General features: G+C 62.7%; 18 protein-coding genes. 11 read left to right on the forward strand and 7 right to left on the reverse strand.

Going from position 1 to position 20587, the window contains the following annotated elements:
* Positions 1–7 precede the first annotated feature (7 nt).
* A complete protein-coding gene (locus TSO352_RS00875; protein WP_146210679.1) occupies positions 8–751 on the forward strand; it encodes a hypothetical protein in 744 nt (247 codons plus the stop codon).
* A 14-nt stretch (positions 752–765) separates the two neighbouring features.
* On the opposite strand, the gene TSO352_RS00880 is transcribed toward TSO352_RS00875, so the two are convergent.
* From TSO352_RS00880 to TSO352_RS00910, 7 genes are all read right to left on the reverse strand, one after another.
* Complete coding sequence (locus TSO352_RS00880; RefSeq protein ID WP_146210680.1) at positions 766–2154, reverse strand: class I SAM-dependent methyltransferase; 1389 nt, start codon at positions 2152–2154, stop codon at positions 766–768.
* 272 nt (positions 2155–2426) lie between these two features.
* Positions 2427–3608, reverse strand: a complete 1182-nt coding sequence (locus TSO352_RS00885) for a radical SAM protein (protein ID WP_158284495.1) — start codon at positions 3606–3608, stop codon at positions 2427–2429.
* Between the two features lie 88 nt (positions 3609–3696).
* Entirely contained in the window at positions 3697–5013 is a 1317-nt protein-coding gene (locus TSO352_RS00890; protein WP_109105521.1) for a tetratricopeptide repeat protein, read from the reverse strand.
* Between the two features lie 216 nt (positions 5014–5229).
* Positions 5230–5427 carry a hypothetical protein gene (locus TSO352_RS00895; RefSeq protein ID WP_109105522.1) on the reverse strand — a complete coding sequence of 66 codons (198 nt, stop codon included), beginning with the start codon at positions 5425–5427 and terminating at the stop codon, positions 5230–5232.
* Complete coding sequence (locus TSO352_RS00900) at positions 5424–6773, reverse strand: SGNH/GDSL hydrolase family protein (RefSeq protein WP_109105523.1); 1350 nt, start codon at positions 6771–6773, stop codon at positions 5424–5426. Before TSO352_RS00900 ends, TSO352_RS00895 begins: the two co-directional genes overlap by 4 nt.
* 17 nt (positions 6774–6790) lie before the next feature.
* Entirely contained in the window at positions 6791–8557 is a 1767-nt protein-coding gene (locus tag TSO352_RS00905; protein WP_109105524.1) for a carbamoyltransferase N-terminal domain-containing protein, read from the reverse strand.
* Between the two features lie 155 nt (positions 8558–8712).
* A complete protein-coding gene (locus TSO352_RS00910) occupies positions 8713–9498 on the reverse strand; it encodes a class I SAM-dependent methyltransferase (RefSeq protein ID WP_158284496.1) in 786 nt (261 codons plus the stop codon).
* Between the two features lie 449 nt (positions 9499–9947).
* Here TSO352_RS00910 and TSO352_RS00915 point away from each other — a divergent pair, with 449 nt between their 5' ends.
* The 10 genes from TSO352_RS00915 to TSO352_RS00960 all read left to right on the forward strand — a co-directional run bounded on the left by TSO352_RS00915 (position 9948) and on the right by TSO352_RS00960 (position 20570).
* Positions 9948–10991 carry an NAD-dependent epimerase/dehydratase family protein gene (locus tag TSO352_RS00915; protein WP_109105526.1) on the forward strand — a complete coding sequence of 348 codons (1044 nt, stop codon included), beginning with the start codon at positions 9948–9950 and terminating at the stop codon, positions 10989–10991.
* A gap of 5 nt (positions 10992–10996) precedes the next feature.
* A complete protein-coding gene (locus TSO352_RS00920; RefSeq protein ID WP_109105544.1) occupies positions 10997–11998 on the forward strand; it encodes an SDR family oxidoreductase in 1002 nt (333 codons plus the stop codon).
* 9 nt (positions 11999–12007) lie between these two features.
* Positions 12008–13543, forward strand: coding sequence for a PfkB family carbohydrate kinase (locus TSO352_RS00925; RefSeq protein WP_109105527.1), 1536 nt, complete (start codon positions 12008–12010; stop codon positions 13541–13543).
* An 11-nt stretch (positions 13544–13554) separates the two neighbouring features.
* The gene (locus tag TSO352_RS00930) at positions 13555–14178 is read left to right on the forward strand and encodes an SIS domain-containing protein (protein ID WP_109105528.1); all 624 of its coding nucleotides are present in this window, start codon (positions 13555–13557) and stop codon (positions 14176–14178) included.
* Positions 14118–15176, forward strand: coding sequence for an SDR family oxidoreductase (locus TSO352_RS00935; protein ID WP_247871817.1), 1059 nt, complete (start codon positions 14118–14120; stop codon positions 15174–15176). Before TSO352_RS00930 ends, TSO352_RS00935 begins: the two co-directional genes overlap by 61 nt.
* Before the next feature lie 69 nt (positions 15177–15245).
* Positions 15246–16172 (forward strand): thiamine pyrophosphate-dependent dehydrogenase E1 component subunit alpha, encoded by a 927-nt coding sequence (locus TSO352_RS00940; RefSeq protein WP_199231447.1) that lies wholly within the window; start codon positions 15246–15248, stop codon positions 16170–16172.
* Complete coding sequence (locus tag TSO352_RS00945) at positions 16165–17247, forward strand: transketolase C-terminal domain-containing protein (RefSeq protein WP_109105531.1); 1083 nt, start codon at positions 16165–16167, stop codon at positions 17245–17247. The genes TSO352_RS00940 and TSO352_RS00945 overlap by 8 nt, the downstream gene beginning before the upstream one ends.
* A 15-nt stretch (positions 17248–17262) precedes the next feature.
* Positions 17263–18366: a DegT/DnrJ/EryC1/StrS family aminotransferase gene (locus TSO352_RS00950; RefSeq protein ID WP_109105532.1), complete on the forward strand. Its 1104-nt coding sequence runs from the start codon at positions 17263–17265 to the stop codon at positions 18364–18366.
* Positions 18353–19486, forward strand: coding sequence for a DegT/DnrJ/EryC1/StrS family aminotransferase (locus TSO352_RS00955; protein WP_109105533.1), 1134 nt, complete (start codon positions 18353–18355; stop codon positions 19484–19486). The genes TSO352_RS00950 and TSO352_RS00955 overlap by 14 nt, the downstream gene beginning before the upstream one ends.
* A gap of 4 nt (positions 19487–19490) precedes the next feature.
* Positions 19491–20570 (forward strand): hypothetical protein, encoded by a 1080-nt coding sequence (locus TSO352_RS00960; protein WP_109105534.1) that lies wholly within the window; start codon positions 19491–19493, stop codon positions 20568–20570.
* Positions 20571–20587 lie beyond the last annotated feature (17 nt).

Here is a 20587-nt window from a genome sequence, read left to right on the forward strand (position 1 = left end):
AAGACAGATGCCTCTTGGCCCCTACGCTTGCGATCTGCTTGCCCGCCTGACAAAGGATCATCGATTGGGAGGGCGAATCGGCTTTCTCGGGCGGCTGTGGCCAAGCGAAGTCACCTTCAGCCAGGTAAAGCGGCTGCTATCAAAACACGGCTCGTTCCCGAATGTCGCCGTCGCGGACTATGCCGATGACAGGATCATCAACGACAAGCGCCTGACTGCCCTGCTGGGCTTCTCCGAGTGTCTGGCCATCGATTTCGACAGATCCGAAGAAGCAGAGATCGAACAGGATCTCAACGTTACGCCACCCTCATCGCACGTCGGATACTTTGATGTTCTGTACAACAACGGAACGATGGAGCATATTTTCCATGTTCCGAATTTTCTGGAAAATGCCTTTCACTATATTAAAAACGATGGAATCGTTATTCATTCATCTCCGATGAACAATGTTCCGGAGCATGGATTCTACCAATTTTCGCCAACTTTCTTTTTTGATTATTACCAGGCGAACGACTTTGAAATATTGGAGTGCTCGGTGGTCGAGCATGATTTCAGCGGTGACCAGCACCGCCACCGGCATTGGAGCTTCAACAGCTACGAACACCAGCCCGATCCGCTTTACGCCAAGCTGGGTGCGCCTGGGAACAGCCATGACGTCATCTTTGTCGCCCGCCGGCGTGGCACATCGACATCCAATGTCGTTCCGACGCAATTCCGCTATCGTCGGAACGCCCTCGGTAGCGAGGGCTGATCCGGCTGGACCGGTCACGCTCCAGGTGCCCTCAATTCTCGGACCGTCGCTCCGCCGTCGATCAAGCGGTATCCGCCCGGTGCCTCGGGATCGATCTCGATCTCCATCAGCGCGAAGGCCTTGATCGGACGCCATGCGCCGTCGAACTCGCCCATCAGCCGTTCGATGCCGGAACGGCGGGTCGGAATGTAAAGACGCGCACCGTTCAACGGCGCATGGTGGACGACCAATCCGATGGCGGTTGGAACATCTCGGAAGGATGCGATGACCACATGCCGCACCTCCCCCTGCCGCAGCGCTTCCGCCAGCATCGGCATCGGACAATAGCTGAGGCCATCCAGGGTGAAGGCAGGTTCCATCGGATAGTGCTTGAGGTCGATGTGCCGGCTCATGGCCTTGGGCGGCCGGCCGCGCCACAGATCGCGGATCAGGTCGCGGGCCCCGATCATGGCCACGTCCGGACGGTCGATCATGTCGAGCGTCGTTTGAGTGATTCCATCAAAACCGTTGAGCAGCATTTGCAAGCGTCCCTCCTGGAGCGCCCGCATGCTTTCAAAGGAAACCGATGAGTCCGCCGCCGCTTGGCGCTTGAAGATGAAGTAACGCCAGCTTCTGCTGTCTGAATAAACGTCAGAAATGACCAGATCCTGCTCCAGAGCAAAGCCGTGACGGGCACAGATGTGACTCAGGCTGAGGGGATTGAAATAATTCCACATCACGTCGCCGCGGAAGATGTCTTCAATCCGGTGATGATGCTCATCGTTGGCGTAATCGTGACATTCCATGAAGTGGCTGCCGATGCGGATCACCAGCAACCCGTCTTCCCGCAACAGTTCGCGTGCACGCGCCAATGCCGCGTTGGGGTCCGGGATGCAATAGAAGCTGTCGTGAAATACGATCCCGTCCAGACGGGGGACCGCCGTGAAGGTTTCGATGACGCCATAATGGATGCGGTCGGCCCGGAACCGCTGTTGGCCGACGGCGACGACCCGGGCGTCGGGCTCGACGGTGTGGAACTGAAAGTCATCGTAGGCCGTCGGGCATCCCGCCGACCCCACATCCAGCCACTGCGGATGGCTCATCGGGGAGGCGATCCGATGCAGGACTTCGTGCAGCCTCTGGTAATGGTGCACCTGGTAATCGATGTGGATGTTCACCGTCTCCGACCAGTCGGCCATTGCGGCGACCCGGTCATAATATGCGCCACCAAAGCGGTTGATCTCGCTCTGGTCGAAGATTTCGACAGGGAACCGCATGATGTTCCCGCAAGTCTGGCAGGAAACAAGGTTGCGGTTTGGCACATAGGTGAATCGTTCGGGAAAATCCTGATCGCGGAACAACTGCGATATGATTCGGTAATTGCTTTGCAGGCAGATGGGGCAGGAGGTGGCGAGACGGGGCATGGATTTACCTTTTAACGATTAAAATCAGAAGATTTTCCCAAGACGAAAGGCAATCAATCACCCTCTAGAGTTCATCATATCTTTGCATAATCACTTGATGAACTCCAAGTTCTGATTTTCTCGCATGGTTCACTCTCCAAGCGATTCTGCCTGAAGCGATCACACTCCAGGACTGGATCAAAAAGTCATATTCTCCGGCTCCTGCCATGCCACTTTGCAGTTCGCCAGGATTGTCTCGTGATTGAGATGGTCCTGGCGACGCGACGCTGAACTCAAACAAAGTTCGGATGGGTTTTTTCCTCTTGAGGATGGAATGCCGTCCACAAGGTCTTGTTCAGGGGATCGAGTTTGCAACCCGACGGACAGGCATGAAGGTCGATCCGCTTCAGACAATCCTTGCGTCTTTCCGACGTCCAGATCTCTTGGAAAGAATTTTCATATATATTTCCCATCGTGAAATTGCGGCCTTTTAGATTCCCGCACATTTCAACGTTTCCATCCTCATCAAGATAAGGAGAAAGCGGAGTCGCCATGCATTTTTTGTAAAAACGCCCATCGTTCGTTTCGTAATCCAGAACTTCGATAAATTGAGTATACTTTGCATACACTTTGAATTTTTCGGTGGAGCATGCCTGCGCCTCCTTCATGAAAGGAAAGGCTGCCCTTGGATCCAGTTCGTTTTCCGGATGTGCCGGATTGAGGGCGTTCTTGTACGCCGGCTTGATCGTCATGTAATCGACCCCGAGATCACGGAAGAATGCCGCGGCACGGGGCAGGTCGCGATAGTTCCAGTGGTTGGTGACGAATTGGACGCCAATGATCGGGTAGGTCGCAGTTCCACGCAAAGCGATCAGATGGCGCAAGTTGGCGATCACGCGCTCGAAGTCGTCGGCGCCATGGGTCAGGCGATGATGTTCCGGACAATCGGCGTCGATCGAACCGCGGACAAAGAAGCAGTGCTTGGCCAGGGCTTCGATCACATCAGGACGGTCGGCGCTGAAATTCGTGAAGATGCCGACATCCAGTCCGAATCCTTTCAGGGCCGTCAGGAATTCCACGAAGCGCTTGTGCAGCGTCGGTTCGCCGTCGCCGACGATGGTCACGGCCTTCAGCCCGATGGCTGCGGCTTCTCCGACCGCTTCGATCAGCCGCCAGTCGGCGTTGATGGCGCGCCGCCCGGCATCCGCCTGCTCACCGCCGGAACGCTCGCTGGCCCGTCCCGCCTGATTCCAATTGATGTAGCACCACGGGCATTTGTGATTGCAGTAATTGGTCAGGCCGATGGTCATGTGAACAGGTCGGGTGTCGCCATCCCGCCACAATTCAAAGACGCGATCCGCATGATGAAAGATTTTGCGCGGGTCCTGGAAGTCTTCCAGGTTGGGGTGAAGCAAATGCTTCTCCCCTTTTTCATCGACCGGTTGCATGTCCATCGGCAAGCCCGTTTCGGTCATTGGCTTAACGCTTTCCATATGTCGGGAGCCTGCATTATCGGCGGCATTCGTCAATGATTGGTCAATTCCAGCCGCAGGGCGCGCGGCATCAAGAAACTCCCAACTCCCGATAGGCCGCAAGCGCGTCTTCCGCCACCCAAGGACACAGCCGCGCTTCATACAGAACCCAGCGGCCGCGCAACTCGACGGCACGCCGGAAATGCGTGGCGGCCTCTTCGGCGCGGCCGGTCCGGCGCAGCATCCATCCCAGGCACAGCCTTGCCCATGCGGAGTCGGGGTTCGCCGCCACTGCGGACCGCAGCGCCGTTTCCGCCTCCTCCCGGCGACCGAGGCCGAACAGCGAATGCCCTTTGCATCCCAATGCCATCGGATCGTTGGGAGTGGCCGCCAGCAGGGGCGCCAAGGCGGACAGGGCCAGATGGGTGTCGCCCTTGCCGATCATGATCATGATGTGCTGTTCGACGGGGTAGCGCTCCTTCGGCACCCTGTTCCGCAACTCGGCATTGACCGCTTCCGCCTCTTCGTGGCGGCCGGAAGCGACCAGCGCCACCCCCAGGTGAAAATGCGACATCGGGTTGGAACCGTCGAGATGAACGCCGTGACGGGCGTGGCTCACCGCATTCTGCAACCGACCGTCCCGCAACGAGAGTTGCGAAAGCATGTCGTAGGGAGGCGAAAAGGCCGGATCGACGGCGATGGCGTTCGCCATCGACGGGGCGGGATTGGAATCGGCCTGCTGGTTGAGCTGCTGCCCCAGCGCGTAATGCGCCCTTGCGAGCAACGGGTTGCCCTCAAGGGCCCGCCGCAAGGCCCCAACCGCCCGGTCGCTTCGCCCGAGACGAAGCAGCGCGTCGCTGAGGGTGACCAGCGTCTCGTCCGTCGGGTTCAACTGGCTGGCTTCCTCAAGGAACGGCAGCGCCTTCTCGTCGGATCCTTGTCCGGCGACCATCACCCCGTGCCACCGCAGCGCATCGCTCAGGTCGCGCTGGACCGTTTCCACGTTCCATCCGTTGCGGATGGCTTCGCGGAACCGTTCGGCAGCGGCGAGATAGTCCCTCTCCTCAACCAGTCTCTTGCCTTCGAGGTGCAGGGCCTCGACCTGATAGTGCGGATTGGCGGCGATCGCTTCCCGATGAACCGCCTCGGCTTCGGCGGCCCGACCGGCATCGCGCAGAATCCCGACCCAATTCCAGTAAGCCAGTGCATGGCCGGGGATTATCGCAATGGCGGCCCGGAACCGTTCGATCGCCGAGGCGCCATCCCCATTCCTCCGCAACGCCACTCCCATCGCCAGATGATAATGGGAGAAGGTGTCTTCCTTAATTCGCCGCCGCCACGCGTCGATGTCGATCGTCGCAGGCACTGTGCATGCAGAGGCAAGATTGTTTGACCGATCGACCGCCATTTGTTTTTCCCAGCCCCTGCGCCGCGGTTGTCAACGACGCAAGGTGCATGATGATCGAGGGAAGGGTCAAGCACCACCCCCGTTCCGGCGCGACGCCGGAACATCGCGCCCGACGAAGTTCGCGCAATGGCCGGCGAACCCTGAGCTTCGGGCCCTGAGTTCAGGGTTTTCCGTACGATTCCCGGTTCGAGCGGAGTCGCTTGAACCGATCTCACGCTAGCGCAACGTATAGACGAAGGGGGAACCCGGCTTGCCCGCCTCTCCCTGGAGGCGCATGCGGACCGCCAGCCGCCATAGAAAGGGATACCCCACGGCGAGGAACAGGAACGTCAATGGCAGGCGCTCCGACCACGCCTGCCGGATCAAACGACGCAGGTGGGCGCGCTCCCGGGCGGAGCAATCGTCGCTGTTCATCGGTTCCTCTCCAAACTGTCCGCTTCCAACATTGGAATGATGCGGGTCGCCATATGTTCGGCGAAGAAATCGGCAACGCGGCCATTGCCTTCCGGAGTCAGGTGGCAGGTGTCCCAGAACAGCCAGTCCTCGGCCCCGAAACGGCGGAACAAGGCGTGGTGGTCAACCATCGCCTCACGATCCGACGCCGTCGCTTCGCGCGACAGGATGTCGAGCATCCGGCGGCAGTTCTCGTGGATGCTTTCCAGGCGATGGTCGGCATGCCGATCGAGATAATTCTTTTCGAACTCCGGCGACGGCGCCGCTTTGCTGGAGACGACGGGCTGGACCCCCCAGACAAAATGCGCGCCCATTCCTTCGGCCATCCGCCGGAACTGGCGGGCGCGCGCGACATAGGCACGCAGCACGGTCATCGGCTGGTTCAGCGCCCGCCAGGGACCGTTCGTCTCCGGCGGGAAAACCCGGGCGCGACCATGGGACTGGTGGAGGATCTGCGCCCAGAGCTCCTGGGTTTCCTGATAGACGATGTCATGGGGACCGACGAGGGAGGGGTCGCACAACTGCCCGTCGAACAGATCGTTGACACCGTCGAAGCTTATCACCACGTCGGGATTCAGGCGGTGGGCGTGCAGGATGTGCGTGAACATCTGGTGCAGAACGACATGGCCCGGCCCGGCGAAGTTCAGCACCGTGAAGCGCAGCGGCGATCCCATGCTCCGGCTGCGTGCGTTCAGCCGCTCCTCCAGAAGCGCCGTCCAGACCTGATGCGGCAGACATTCCCATCCCCAGGCTGCGGAGCCGCCGTAACAGGCGACCACCTTATGGGTGCGCTCGCGTTTTTCGAGGGCAGGCAGATCCGCGGCGATCCGGCGTCCGAAGCCATCGACCGCTCCCCACGATGAATCGCGGTAGAGATACCCCCAGGGGAAATGGATGAACGCCCAGGCATGTTCGTTGTCCCGCGGCCCCAGTCTGGTGAAGACGTGCGCGTTCGTCCCCGGATCCTCCTCCTCCGTGAGGGCGCGGCCATGGGGGCGAATGGCTCCCGTGCGGTCGACCGTGTGGACGGTGGTTTCGGAAGCGATGTGATAGCGCTCCACCGGATATCCCGGATCGAGACGGATAAAGAACAGTTCGGTGAAAGCCGCCGGGCTTTCACGGGTCAGCTGGCTTACGCGCGCGCAGGCGCCCAACACAGGTTGATACGCGTCCGTCAGTTCCGCAGCGCACAGGAACTCGACGTTCTCGAAACGCTCGCCCAAACATGTCCGCACCGCTTCCAAAGGCTGGAGAAGCCAGCGGGGGTCGAAACGGTGGTCGGGCGGCAGGATGACGGCGACGGACATGCAGGCTTCCTCGGCGATCAGAGGGTGAAGCTTTTATGGACGATGCTTCGCCCCATCACGAGCGCGTCGATCCCGCTGAAGGTGAAGGTCTTCAGGGCATCCGCGGGCGTCTCGACCACAGGTTCGCCACGCAGATTGAACGACGTGTTGAGCAGGACCGGCACTCCTGTCCGTTTCCCAAACGCTTGCAGCAAAGCGAAGAAAAGCGGGTTGCTCTGCGCGCTGACGACCTGCACCCGGGCGGTGCCGTCGGCGTGCGACACCGCCGGAATCGCCGTGCGCTGCTCGGCGCGAACCGGATGAACGGCAAGCATGAAATATTCCGGCGCGACCTCCCCGCCGACAGGTGGCATGTCGAAGAAGCGCAGGGCGTCATCCACCGGCGTCGCCGGCGCGAACGGCCGGAAAGGCTCACGAAACTTGATTCGCTCGTTGACGGCGCGCTGCATGTCGGGCCGGGTGGGGTCGGCCAGAATGCTGCGGCATCCCAGCGCCCGCGGCCCCCATTCCGAGCGCCCCTGGAACCAGCCCAGTACCAAGCCGTCGGCCAGAAGCCGGGCGGTGCGGTCAATCAGGGCGTCGTCATCGTCGAAACATTCGACCTGTTCGAAGCCGCTGTCGCGGATCGCAGCCGCGATCTCATCCGGCGTGTAGGCCGGGCCGAGGAAGGCGGAGGTCAGCGGCCGCCGTCCCTTCCCGCCGGAAGCGGAATGGTAATACGACAGCGCGGCGCCGACCGCTCCCCCCGCATCGCCTGCCGCCGGCTGCACGTAAAGCGGCAGGCCCAGCTCGCGGATGATCCGCCCATTGGCAAGGGAATTGAGCGCCACGCCGCCGGCCATGCAGACATTGCGGATGCCGGTGCGTTCGACCGCCCGGCTCACCATGTGCAGGATGACCGTTTCAGTGCATTTCTGCACGCTCGCGGCCAGATTGGCGTAGCGGCGGCAACTCTCAATGGCGGCGGCGTCCAGCCCCTCGCCCTCCGTTGTCGCAAACGGACTTTCCGGGGGACGTGCCGGACCGAGCCATGCGGGAAGCGCCGGAGTGTATGGAAGGTCGTTCGGGGCGGTGAATTCGAAGAAGCGCTGGTCGAGCAGGAAGGTTCCATCGTCCTTCAGCGAAAACAGACTCAGCAGCTCGTCATGACGATCGGGCTGGCCGAAGCCGGCCATGCCCATGACCTTGTATTCCCCCTCGTTCACTTCGAACCCGAGATAGGCGGTGAAGGCGCTGTAGAACAGGCCGAGGGAATGCGGCATCCGGATCGTCGACAGCGTCCGGAGTTCCGAGCCGCGTCCGACGCCGATCGTTGCGGTTTCGTATTCCCCCACCCCGTCGAGCGTGATGACCGTCGCCTCGTCGAAGGGCGAACAGTAGAAAGCCGACGCCGCGTGCGACTCATGGTGGCGGACGCAGACGACCCGCTCCAGAGGCAGGCTCAGGCATTCGGCGATCCGCCGGCGCGGTTCGAACTTGTCGTCCCGCAGCCATGCCGCGACGGTATCCTTCAGGTATGCGAAGCCGGACTTTCCCCGGCGCAGGGATGAACGCAGGATCCGGTCGAACTTCAACAGCGGCTGTTCATAATAGACGACCGTGTCGAGATCGCCGGGGCGCAATCCAGCCTGCTTCAGGCAATAGGCGATGGCCTGTTCCGGCAGGGCCTTGTCATGCTTGCGGCGGCTGAACCTTTCCTCCTGCGCCGCGGCGACGATTGTCCCATTCACCAGAAGAGCCGCAGCGGCATCATGGTAATCGAAGGATAGGCCGAGCACATTCATTCATGGCCACGCTTTTTACGGCGACGTCATGTCGCTTGGAGGTAGGGCGACTGCGATACTAGAGCGGAAAGAAGCGTCCCGGAACTGATTTTGCTGACGCTTCGCGTCTGCGAAGCCTCGGCGGGACGGCGTTCAACTCCGCGTCGCATCGCGCATCAGGAGGCACCCTGCTTCCATCCGGTATCGGCCAGACGCAGGTTCCGCCGGCCGAACGGCGCTTCCGGCTCTCCCGGCTGGACCAGGACGCCCGGCATGTCCTGCGGCCATGTGCGGCAGCCCACGACCAGATACGTGCCGACGATGTGGCGCAGCGTGATGCCGCCGGATCGCGCCAGTTCGTTCAGATAAGGATAGACGCCACGCCGTTCCGGCGGTTCTGCCACATAGTCCGGGAACGTGTAGAAGTCGTGCCAGGTGAAGATCGCGCCGGGGGCCGCCAGTTCCAGGGCGGTCACCGTGTCCGTCCTGACGCCGCCATAGCTGTGATCGCCATCGACGTGAATGTAATCGTAACGACCGCGCAGGGCTGCGATTTCATCCGGAACCTCATCCGGAACCCGGCGGAAGATCTGCCGAACCTTGCCCGCGTGGGGAGAGGAGCGGTAGAAGGCGCCGATCGTCTCGTCGCCACGCAGGCATTTGCGGGTGTAGTCCGTCCACTGCACGATGTCGACGGTATGGACTTCGGCGTCCGCCGGGCTGTTCGCCGCCAGTGCGAAGGTGGTCTGTCCCTGCGCGGTACCGAACTCCAGCAGGTGGCGGGGCGCAGTGAAACGGACGATTCCCGCCAGAACGGCCTGTTCGTAGGGCAGGAACAGGGGCATTTCCGGTGCCCCGAACGAGAACAGCTGGCTGCTGATCTCGATCGGCAGGTTGCGTTCGATCCCTGGGAAGAGAGATGCAAGGGTGGCACTGGGAATGGCATTGGGCAAAGGTGCCATCGGCGATGATCTCCGGTTCGATGAACGGGGCCGTGCCTTGGACAGCCGATCCTGCATGATGCGGCCGACAGTAAAGCTTGTCCCCCACGCCGTGCAACAGGAAGCCCCCGGACCGCCGCAGCTCCGCAAGCCGCGGCCGGGCTTTGCCCGGCGGATCGGCGGGGCCGGCTGGGGGATATTTCCGCCATCGCTGGCAACGATGCCGCCACTGCTACAATTAAGTTTTTGTTTACCCATTCCGCACTAGCTTTGGCAAAGCTATTGTCAAGCAATTTCAAGCGAAAGAACGATCATTGGTCCGGAGAGCGTGTTTTGCCTCTTTGGCTTTGAAATTCTCTGAATCAATATTATAAATTTCCATGAAATAATAAGGCGACGATGATGGTGGTGGGTGCCGAATCAATCAACGGTCGAGAAGGCCGATCCCCGTCCACAAAGGGTGCTGGGCAATGAACGTATTGATCATCGGCGGGACCGTCTTCCTGGGACGCCACCTGACCGATGCCATGGTCCGGCGCGGGCACACGGTCACCCATTTCAACCGCGGCCAGAGCGCTCCCGATGCCTTTCCCGGGATCGAGCGTCTGCAAGGCCATCGTGAAAGGGATCTGGGCCTGTTGGCGGGCCGGCGGTGGGACGCCGTGATCGATACCTGCGCCTATTATCCGCGGCAGACGGCGGCCAGTGCCGCCGCGCTGCGCAACAGCGCGGGATGCTATGTCCTAATTTCCACCATCAACCAGTACAGCGCCTTTCCGGTCCGCGGCATCACCGAAGACGATCCTTCGGAACCGGAACCGGCCGACGAGCCCCGCCTCGACGCCGTCACCTACGGGCCGCTCAAGGCTGGGACCGAGCGGACGGTGCGCGACGTCTTCGGCGACCGGGCACTGGTGGTCAGGCCCGGCTATCTGGTCGGCCCATACGACCGGAGCGTCCGTTTCGCCTACTGGACCCGGCGCCTTGCCGCCGGCGGGCGGGTCCTGGTGCCGGGACGGCCGGAGGCGGCATGGCAGGTGCTGGACGTGCGGGATCTGGCGGATTGGATCGGTCTGATGCTGGAAACCGGACGGGCCGGAACCTTCAACGCCGTCGGTCCCGCCGGAGACTCTTCCGCGGGATCCCTTTTGACGGAGATGGCGGGCGCCCTGGCCGGCGACCCCCACCTCGACTGGGTCGATGCGGAGTATCTGAAAGGCCATCCAAACGGCCGCCGGTGGCTTGATCTGGCCGACTGGTCGTGCCTGCCGGAAAAGTTTCGGTGGCTTTACGCCGCCTCCAACCGGAAAGCGGTCGAAGCCGGCCTGACTTTCCGCCCGGTCGGGGAGACGGCGCGCGACATGGCGGCTTGGCTTTCTCAGAAAATGCCCTTAGACGGAAGCGACAGGCTCGACCCGGAAGGCGAGCGCGGAATTCTGGAAGACTGGGACCGCGCGCGGGCGGGAGTGCAAGGCGGGATCGATGCGGCTGCGGGGCGGGAGGGGAGCGCGTGACGGATTTGGCGTTTGACGGCAAGCTTGCGGTCGTGACGGGTGCCGCCGGTTTCATCGGCAGCCACCTGACCGACCGGCTGATCGCCGGGGGCTGCACGGTTGTCGGCTTGGACAACCTGTCCAACGGCCGCAGAGCCAATCTGGAGGCGGCGGAGCGAAGCGGACGCTTTACGTTCCATGAGGTCGACGTCGCCGACATCGACACGATATCCCCGCTTTTCGCCGGTGCCGATTGGGTTTTCCATCTGGCGGCCCTGGCCGACATCGTCCCATCCATCGAACGCCCGCTGCACTACCATCACAGCAATGTGAACGGCACGGTCAGCGTGTTGGAGGCGGCCCGACGGGCTGGCGTCAAGCGGCTGGTCTACGCCGCGTCATCCTCCTGCTATGGGCTGGCCACCCAGTTCCCCACCCCCGAGACGGCGCCGATCGCGCCGGCTTATCCCTATGCGCTGACCAAATGGATCGGCGAGTGCAGCGTGCTGCATTGGGGCAAGGTGTACGGGCTGCCGGTGGTTTCACTCCGCCTTTTCAATGTTTATGGGCCGCGGGCACGGACCAGCGGAACCTATGGCGCCGTCTTCGGCGTGTTTCTGGCGCAGAAGCTGGCCGGCAAGCCGTTCACGGTGGTCGGCGACGGCCGCCAGACCCGTGACTTCACCTTTGTCGGCGACGTGGTCGAAGCCTTCGTGGCCGCGGCCGATTCGCAGGCGAACGGCGATGTGTTCAATGTCGGATCCGGCGGAACATACCCCATCAACCGTCTCGTCGAGCTGCTGGGCGGACCGGTCACCTATGTGCCCAAGCGTCCGGGAGAACCGGACTGCACCTTCGCCGACACCTCGCGCATCAGGGAGGGGCTCGGCTGGGCGCCGCGCGTCTCCTTCGAAGCGGGCGTGCAGGTCATGCTCGATCACATCGAGGATTGGCGCGAGGCGCCGGTGTGGGACAAGGCGGGCATCGCCGACGCCACCCAGGCCTGGTTCCGGTATCTGAAGGACTGAGAAGACAGCATGGGAAACGATCCGACCTCGAAAATCCGCAGCATCGATGCGTTGGGCGACATCGCCAAGTCGGCGCGGGCGCAAGGCAAGACCGTTGTGCTTGCCCATGGCACGTTCGACCTGATGCATTTCGGCCATGTGCGCCATCTGCAGGCGGCGCGGAATGAGGGCGACGTCCTGATCGTGACGGTTACGGCCGACGGCTTCGTGAACAAGGGGCCAGGCCGGCCCGTGTTCGCCCACGGCATCCGCGCCGAAATGCTGGCCTCGTTGGAATCGGTGGACTATGTCGGCATCAACGAGGAGCCGACGTCGGAGAGCGTTCTCCGGATTGTCCGCCCCGACGTCTATGTCAAGGGAAGCGACTACGCCAATGCCGAGGACGACGTCACCGGAAAAATCAACGACGAGCAGGCGGTCGTCAAAAGCTATGGCGGACGGACCGTTTTCACGGACGAGGTCACCTTCAGCTCGTCATCCCTGATCAACCGGCACCTGGACATCTACGACCCGCCGTTGCGTGAGTTCCTGAACCGGCTGAGGGAGTCCGATGGGCTCACGGCGATGTCTGAATTGCTGGAGCGTGTTCGCGACTTCAAGATCCTGATGGTTGGCGACACCATCGTCGACGAATACCAGTACGTCATTCCGATGGGCCGCTCGCCCAAGGAAAATATGATCGCGACCCTGTTCCAGAACCGCGAGCTGTTCGCCGGCGGTGTGGTCGCCGCCGCCAATCACGCTGCCAGCTTCTGCCGGGAGGTCGAAGTCCTGACAGCGTTGGGAAGCGTGGATGGACATCGTGACCTGGTAACCGAGAGCCTAAAACCCAACGTCTCCCTATGCTCCATTGAGCGGGACGGCATGCCGACCACCCGGAAATGCCGCTTCGTCGACCAGAGCTATCTGCGCAAGCTGTTCGAAGTCTACCACATGGACGACGCCCCGCTGCGGAGCGACGAGGAGACGCGGTTCATCGCCGCCCTGCGCGAGCGCGCGGCGACCGCCGATGTGGTGATCGTCACCGACTTCGGCCATGGGCTGATCACACCGCGTGTCATCCAGGCCCTCTCGGAGTGCTCGCCTTTTCTTGCGGTCAATGCACAGTCCAACAGCGCCAACACCGGCTTCAACCTGATCACCCGTTACCCGCGCGCCGACTACATTTGCATCGACGCCCCCGAGGCGCGATTGGCGGTCGCCGACAAATACGCTGACGTCAGCCACATCATCTCGGAACTTCTGCCCGCCCGCGTCGATTGCGACCGGACCATCATCACCAACGGGCGCCACGGCTGCGTCACCCGCGGCCCGGGTGAACCGCTGATCCATATCCCGGCCTTTACCAGAACCGTGGTGGACACGGTGGGAGCCGGCGATGCCTTTTTCGCCATCACGGCGCCGCTGGTGGCCGCCGGAGCGTCGCTGGCGCATGCCGGATTCATCGGCAACGTTGCCGGCGCGCTGAAGGTGAACATCGTGGGACACCGCAAGTCAGTGGAAAAGTCGGCTGTGCTCAAATATCTTCAGACGCTGTTGAAATAGGCGGTACAGGCATGGAACGGGACATTTCGGCCTATTTTAGCACCCTGGCTCGGTTAGGCGAACAAGCCGAGGCGACTGACAAAGCCGCACACCCTCTGGGGTTGGCCGCCGCTTTCGCCTGGGTGCAGCGCACGGCGCGTGCGGCCCACGACAGCGGGCACAAGCTGATGTTCGTGGGGAACGGCGGCAGCGCCGGCATCGCCAGCCATTGCGCCATTGATTACTCCAAGAACGGCGATCTGCGATCCCTGGCCTTCAACGACGGGGCGGCGCTGACATGCCTCAGCAACGATCTGGGATACGACAACGTCTTCGCCCGGCAGGTGGAGATGCATGGCCGATCGGGGGATTTGCTGATGGCGATTTCCAGTTCCGGCAACTCTCCCAACATCCATAAAGCGGTGTCGGCTGCGCGCGGGATCGGCTGTGCGGTGGCGACGTTCAGCGGCTTCAAGGCCGACAACCCCCTGCGCACCATGGGCGACGTCAATTTCTATGTCGCTTCGGATGCCTACGGCTTCGTCGAAATCCTGCATCTTAGCCTGTGCCACGCGATCCTCGATCTGACGATGGGATGGCGGGCGACGGACATGTCGATCAGGAACGGCGATTTGAAAGCGGAGAGCTTGGTATGATCCAGAAAACTTGGCGCGTGCTTGTGACTGGCGGTGCCGGGTATGTCGGCGCCGTTCTCGTTCCGAAGCTGCTGGAAGCCGGCCACGCCGTGACGGTTCTGGACCTCTATCTGTATGGCGACGACGTCCTGGAGGCCAGCCGCGGCAATCCCCTGCTTCGCGAGATCAAGGGCGACCTGCGCGATCCCGACACCGTTGCCGACGCGCTGACCGGATGCGACGCGGTGATCCATCTGGCGTGCATTTCCAACGATCCGTCCTTTGAACTCGATCCGGGACTGGGCAAGTCGATCAATTTCGATGCCTTCCGGCCCCTGGTGCGGCTGTCCAAGGCGGCGGGCGTCAAGCGGTTCATCTACGCTTCGTCCTCCTCGGTCTACGGCATCAAGGAAGGGGTAGAGGTCACCGAGGATCTGCCGCTGGAGCCTCTGACCGACTATTCGAAGTTCAAGGCCATGTGCGAAGAGGTGCTGGCGCAGGAACGCGAGCCGGGCTTCGTCACCCTGACCATCCGTCCGGCGACGGTCTGCGGCTATTCCCCGCGCCAGCGGCTGGACGTCATCGTCAACATCCTGACCAACCACGCGGTCAATACCGGCCGGATCAAGGTCATGGGCGGCGCCCAACTGCGTCCGAACATCCACATCGACGACATCTGCGACCTCTATCTGCTGTCGCTGCAGCTGCCCGACGAACAGATCGACGGCAAAATCTTCAATGCCGGAGAAAAGAACCATTCGGTGGTCGATCTCGCCACCATGGTGCGCGACATCGTCGGCGACCATGTCCAGATGGACTTCCTGCCGACCAACGATCCGCGTTCCTACCATGTGTCGTCGGAAAAAATCCGGGAGGAACTGGGGTTCGCGCCCAAGCGCACCATCGCCGACGCCGTGCGCGATCTGGTGACGGCCTTTCGGAAGGGCAAACTGCCCAATGCCATGGAAGATCCCCGCTATCACAACATCAGAACAATGCAGGCGATTGATCTGAAATGACCGGAAAGCGGGGGCGTGCCAATGACCACATCTCGGGCTAGTGCCGATCTTCCGGAACTGTACCGCGCCATGCGGCGCATCCGCATGATCGAGGAAGCGGTGGCCGTGCGCTACGCCGAGCAGGAGATGCGCTGCCCCGTCCATCTGTCGATCGGACAGGAGGCCGTCGCCGTCGGCGTCTGCGCCGAAATGCGTCCGGACGACCAGCTGGTCAGCACCCATCGCTGCCATGCCCATTACCTTGCCAAGAACGGCGACCTCAAGGCGATGATGGCGGAGATCTATGGGAAAGCGGCGGGATGCTGCGGCGGTCGCGGCGGCTCCATGCATCTAACCGATTCCGCCGCCGGCGTCCTGCTGAGCCTGCCGATCGTCGCCAGCTCCATTCCGATTGCGGTCGGGGCCGGGCTGGCGATCCGCCAGGAAGGCCGTGATGCGGTCGCCGCCACCTTCATGGGCGACGGGTCGATCGAGGAAGGGGTTTTTCACGAGAGCATGAATTTCGCCGCGTTGATGCGGCTGCCGGTCTTGTTCATCCTCGAGAACAACCTGTACTCGTGCTACACCGGCCTCAAGGATCGTCAGCCCCAACGCCCCCTCACCGATCTGGCCCGCGCCTATGGCATGCCGGCCGACGCGGCGGATGGCAATGACGTGGAGGCCGTGCGCAAGGCTGTCCAGCGCGCGATCACTCGTGCACGTGCCGGAGACGGTCCCACCCTGCTGGTGTTCGACACCTACCGTTGGCGTGAGCATTGCGGCCCCAACTACGACAACGACATCGGCTATCGCACGGAGGCGGAGTTCCTGGGCTGGAAGGAGCGCTGCCCCGTTGAGCAGGCGCGCCGTCGCCTTGTCGCGGCGGGCCGGCACGATGATGCCACGGAAGCCGCCATGATCACGACCATCCAGGTCGAAATCGACGAAGCGTTCGCCTTCGCCAAGATGGCGCCCTTCCCGTCCCCCGAGACCGCGAGGAGCCATGTCTATGGCTGAGGCACGAATCCTCACTGTCGCCGAGGCGATCCGCGAGGCGACGGACATCGCCATGGAGCATGACCCCCGGATCTTCGTGATGGGCGAGGGGGTGAGCGACCCCAAGGCGATCTTCGGCACGACGGCCGGGCTGGCCGAGCGGTATGGAGCCGCCCGGGTCATGGAAATGCCCATCGCCGAGAACGGCTTCACCGGAATTGCCATCGGCGCCGCGATCATGGGACGCCGGCCGCTGATCGTGCATCAACGGGTCGACTTCGCGCTGTTGTCGCTGGAGCAGCTTTTCAACAACGCCGCCAAGACCTGCTACGTCACCGGAGGCCATCATACGGTGCCGCTGGTCGTGCGGATGATCGTCGGGCGCGGCTGGGGACAGGGGCCGGCCCATTCGCAGAGCCTCGAGGCTTTGTTCGCCATGGTCCCGGGCCTGAAGGTGGTTATGCCGACGACGGCACGCGAGGCCAAAGGCCAGCTCATCGCCGCGCTGGAGGATCCGAATCCGGTCATCATGATCGAGCATCGCTGGGTCCATTACGCAACCGGCCATGTTCCCGAAGGCCATTACACGGTTCCGCTCGACGGCCCGCGCCGTGTGCGCGAGGGGGGCGACGTGACCATCGTTGCAACGTCCTACATGCTGCTGGAGGCCCTGCGCGCCGCCGAGACGCTAAACAAGGCGGGTATCGGTGCTGATGTCATCGACTTGGCGGTGCTGCGGCCGTTCGAACCGGATCTGATCATCGAATCGGTGCGGCGTACCGGGCGGCTTCTGTTCATCGACACCGGTTTCCGTCAGTTCGGCATCGGTGCCGAGGTGGTCGCCACCGTCGTCGAGCAGGCATTCGGATCCCTGGTCAGACCGCCGGTGCGGCTTGGTCTGCCGGAGCATCCGACCCCCAGTTCCCGCGCCCTGCTGGCCGATTTCTACCCGACCGCGCTCAGCATCATCGACGCCGCCGCCGCGCTCACCGAGGTCGAACCTGAGCGCATCGCCGTTCCGCGCGCCGCGTTGGCGGCGGAACTCGCCAAACTGCCGGTGGATGTCCCGCATCCGACCTTCCGCGGACCTTTTTAAGGTGGGAATTCATTGATGAAGGTTCGCTACTCCTACTTGCCCCAGCAATTCGCCGAGATCGACGACCTCCTGGCAGAGATCAAGCGTTTCGTCGCCACCGGCGACTTCACGCTGGGTGAACCCCTGATCCGTTTCGAGAGCCGCTTCGCCGAGCTGATCGGCAGCCGGCACGCCATCGGCGTGGGGTCCGGGACGGACGCCATCAAACTGCCGCTGAAGGCGGTCGGCGTCGGACATGGCGACGAGGTCATCACCACGGCCAACACCTTTATCGCCACCGTGGGCGCCATCAATGAAATCGGCGCCCGACCGGTGTTCGTGGATTGCGACGACACGTTCTGCATGAACGTCGACCAGTTGGAGGCGGCGATCACGCCGCGCACCAAGGCGATCGTGCCTGTGCATTTCACAGGCTATATGACCGACATGACCAAGCTCATGCCGATCGCGGAACGGCACGGCCTGCCAGTGGTCGAAGACGCCTGTCAGGGCATCCTGGCCAACATCGGCGGCAGAAATTCCGGAACCTGGGGCAATGCCGGCGCCTTCTCGCTGCACCCGCTGAAGAATCTCAATGTCTGGGGGGACGCGGGCGTGGTCGTCACCGACGACGACGACATGGCCCGTAAGCTGCGGCTGCTTCGCAATCATGGAATGCGCAGCCGCGATGAGATCGAGGTTCTCGGGTACAATTCCAGGCTGGATTCCCTGCAGGCTGTCGTCGGCAACTGGCTGATCGGCGAAGCCAAGTCGATTTCCGAACGCCGCATTGCCAACGCCGAATATTACGATGCGCAGCTTTCGACCATTCCGCAAATCCGCATTCCGCCGCGGGTCGCCGGCATGCGTCTGGTCTATCATCTCTACATCGTTTTCGCCGAGGACCGCGACGGCCTGCTGCGCTATCTGATCGACAGGGGCGTCGAAGCCAAGATCCATTATCCGATCCCTCTGTACCTGCAGGACGGCCTGAAGTTCCTGGGCTACAAGCCCGGCGATTTCCCGGTCACCGATCGGCACACGGGCACGATCATCACGTTCCCCACCGATCAACACATCACGCGGGAAGAGCAGGATTATGTAATCGATGCGGTGCGGAGCTATTATGCCGGACGCTGACCGGCCGGTGGATCCGGCCCCCATTCCTTACGTCAACCTTTCCGCTCAGTTCGAAGAGGAAAAGGACGAACTGCTGGCTGTCGTAACCGAGGCCCTGCAGCGCGGGGATTTCATCGGCGGCGCCGCCGTGCACGCGCTTGAGCGCGCCTTGGCCGAGATGCATTCCGTGGAGGAGGCCGTCTGCCTGAATTCGGGCACCGACGCGCTGGTCCTGGCCATGCGCGCGCTCGGCATTGGACAGGGCGACGACGTCATCACTCCAGCCAATTCCTTCGTCGCCTCCACCTCCAGCATCGTCCATGTCGGCGCTCGGCCGGTCCTGGTCGATGTCCTGCCCGACCAGAACATTGACCCCGACGCGGTTGCCCGCGCCATCACCCCGCGGACCAAGGCGATCATGCCGGTCCACCTGACCGGCCGCATCGCCGACATGGATGTGATCCTGGCACTGGCCGAGAAACATGGCCTGATGGTGATCGAAGACGCGGCCCAGGCGATCGGTTCGCTTCACCGCGGCCGGCTGGCCGGCACCATCGGCGATGTCGGTTGTTTCTCGGCACATCCGTTGAAGAACCTGAACGCCTGTGGCGACGCCGGTTTCCTCGTGACCCGCCGTTCCGACATCGCGCAGCGCATCCGCCTGGTCCGCAACCACGGGCTGGCCGACCGGAATACGGTGGCGGAGTTTGGCATCGTGTCGCGCCTGGACAGCCTGCAGGCGTCGATCCTGCTGATGCGGCTGAAGCGGTTGCCCCAGGTCACCGAGCGTCGCCGGCGCAACGCGGCGCTGTACCAGAGCCTGCTCGCCCCCGAACACGTCTTCATGCCCCCCTGCCTGGAGCATGAGTTCAACACCTTCCACACCTTCGTGGTGCAGGTCGACCAGCGGGACGCGCTGCAGGCTTGGCTCGGCGAGCATGGAATCGGCACCGCCGTGCATTATCCGATCCCAATCCATCTGCAGCCAGCCGCCCGCAGCCTGGGTTACAAGCCCGGCGATTTCCCGGTCACCGAGGCGCAGGCGAAGCGCATCCTGACCCTTCCGGTCAACCAGTATCTGTCGGAGGCGGACGTGCGCCGCATCGCCGCGACGGTCAACGCCTTCTACGATCGGACGTGACATCATGGACATCAGTCCGATCCAATACGAGACGCTCGTCGCCGAGTTCGAAAGCGGCCTGTTGAACGCCTTGCGTGGACATGGGGTGGGTTTCGATCACCTGGAAATCTGGGTGCCGGACGAGGACCCGGTCAAGGGCATCCTCAATATGGCGGAATCGGCCGAGGCTCTGGCCACGCCCGACATCGCCGTCGCGGTGCGCCGCAGCACGCTCCCAGCCGCCCGCGATGGCGAGCTTCTGGCTCTGCTGTCGCAACTGGGCAGTGCGTCCATCACCCCGGCCGGGGACGGCGTGGTGGTCGTGGTGCGCGGCCTGGGCATGGCATCGGCTCTGCGCAACGTGCACCATGGTTTGCGTGACGGGATGTTGCGCAGGCTCGCCGCCCTCAAGCATGAGGGCCGGTTGGAACCGCAGGACGGCCTCGTTCGCATTGCCGTCGATGAGGGACCTGCGCAACTGTGCGTGCTTGTCGACCCGGACGCTGGCCACATCGTCCGTGCCGCCTCCCATGCAGGCGCACGCAACCCCGTGGAACGGGCCATACTGGATGCGCTGTGTTCGGCCATTCTCGACACGCCCGTCGACGAGGCTGCCGACCATGGCGCGATCCGGGCGCTTGCATCTTTGCGCCCCCCCGAAACGACGCGCCCGGTTGCCGGCGTGCTGCATCCCGTCAACGCAGATCCCGCGTTCGTGCCGGCGGTGCGGATGGCCCACGCGATCCGCAACGATTACTGGGCGCGCATGAACCTGCCGCCGCGCTACAACGAGTTCGATCGACTGCCATCGACATCATGGCTGGCGCTGGATGGCGCCGAACGGATGGACCGGGTTTCGGCCGTGATCGCGGCGTTCCTGGCGGAAGCCGGTCAGGCAGAAGGGGCAATCCGATTGCTGCGCATCGACGACGACCTGCACGGCCAACCGGTGCGTGTCCTGGTCACCTTCGGCGATGGCATCGCCCCCAATGAAAAACCTTCCGCGATGCGGGCGCTCGAACGGGCGTTGAAGCTCGGCGTCGAACAGACCCTGCAGCTCTACCATGAACAGCTCAAGGATCAGAACGCCATCCGGCGCCTCTGATCCGTGATGTGAGGAGT

The sequence above is a fragment of the Azospirillum sp. TSO35-2 genome, from assembly GCF_003116095.1.
GTDB lineage: Bacteria > Pseudomonadota > Alphaproteobacteria > Azospirillales > Azospirillaceae > Azospirillum.

Excerpts from the sequence above, each read along its gene's own strand:
- TSO352_RS00880 (WP_146210680.1), bottom strand. The coding sequence starts at position 2,154 with ATGCCCCGTCTCGCCACCTCCTGCCCCATCTGCCTGCAAAGCAATTAC.
- TSO352_RS00945 (WP_109105531.1), top strand. The coding sequence starts at position 16,165 with ATGGCTGAGGCACGAATCCTCACTGTCGCCGAGGCGATCCGCGAGGCG.
- TSO352_RS00875 (WP_146210679.1), top strand. The coding sequence starts at position 8 with ATGCCTCTTGGCCCCTACGCTTGCGATCTGCTTGCCCGCCTGACAAAG.
- TSO352_RS00915 (WP_109105526.1), top strand. The coding sequence starts at position 9,948 with ATGAACGTATTGATCATCGGCGGGACCGTCTTCCTGGGACGCCACCTG.
- TSO352_RS00940 (WP_199231447.1), top strand. The coding sequence starts at position 15,246 with ATGCGGCGCATCCGCATGATCGAGGAAGCGGTGGCCGTGCGCTACGCC.
- TSO352_RS00895 (WP_109105522.1), bottom strand. The coding sequence starts at position 5,427 with ATGAACAGCGACGATTGCTCCGCCCGGGAGCGCGCCCACCTGCGTCGT.
- TSO352_RS00930 (WP_109105528.1), top strand. The coding sequence starts at position 13,555 with ATGGAACGGGACATTTCGGCCTATTTTAGCACCCTGGCTCGGTTAGGC.
- TSO352_RS00960 (WP_109105534.1), top strand. The coding sequence starts at position 19,491 with ATGGACATCAGTCCGATCCAATACGAGACGCTCGTCGCCGAGTTCGAA.
- TSO352_RS00885 (WP_158284495.1), bottom strand. The coding sequence starts at position 3,608 with ATGACCGAAACGGGCTTGCCGATGGACATGCAACCGGTCGATGAAAAA.
- TSO352_RS00935 (WP_247871817.1), top strand. The coding sequence starts at position 14,118 with ATGGCGGGCGACGGACATGTCGATCAGGAACGGCGATTTGAAAGCGGA.
- TSO352_RS00925 (WP_109105527.1), top strand. The coding sequence starts at position 12,008 with ATGGGAAACGATCCGACCTCGAAAATCCGCAGCATCGATGCGTTGGGC.
- TSO352_RS00890 (WP_109105521.1), bottom strand. The coding sequence starts at position 5,013 with ATGGCGGTCGATCGGTCAAACAATCTTGCCTCTGCATGCACAGTGCCT.
- TSO352_RS00955 (WP_109105533.1), top strand. The coding sequence starts at position 18,353 with ATGCCGGACGCTGACCGGCCGGTGGATCCGGCCCCCATTCCTTACGTC.
- TSO352_RS00950 (WP_109105532.1), top strand. The coding sequence starts at position 17,263 with ATGAAGGTTCGCTACTCCTACTTGCCCCAGCAATTCGCCGAGATCGAC.
- TSO352_RS00900 (WP_109105523.1), bottom strand. The coding sequence starts at position 6,773 with ATGTCCGTCGCCGTCATCCTGCCGCCCGACCACCGTTTCGACCCCCGC.
- TSO352_RS00910 (WP_158284496.1), bottom strand. The coding sequence starts at position 9,498 with ATGGCACCTTTGCCCAATGCCATTCCCAGTGCCACCCTTGCATCTCTC.
- TSO352_RS00905 (WP_109105524.1), bottom strand. The coding sequence starts at position 8,557 with ATGAATGTGCTCGGCCTATCCTTCGATTACCATGATGCCGCTGCGGCT.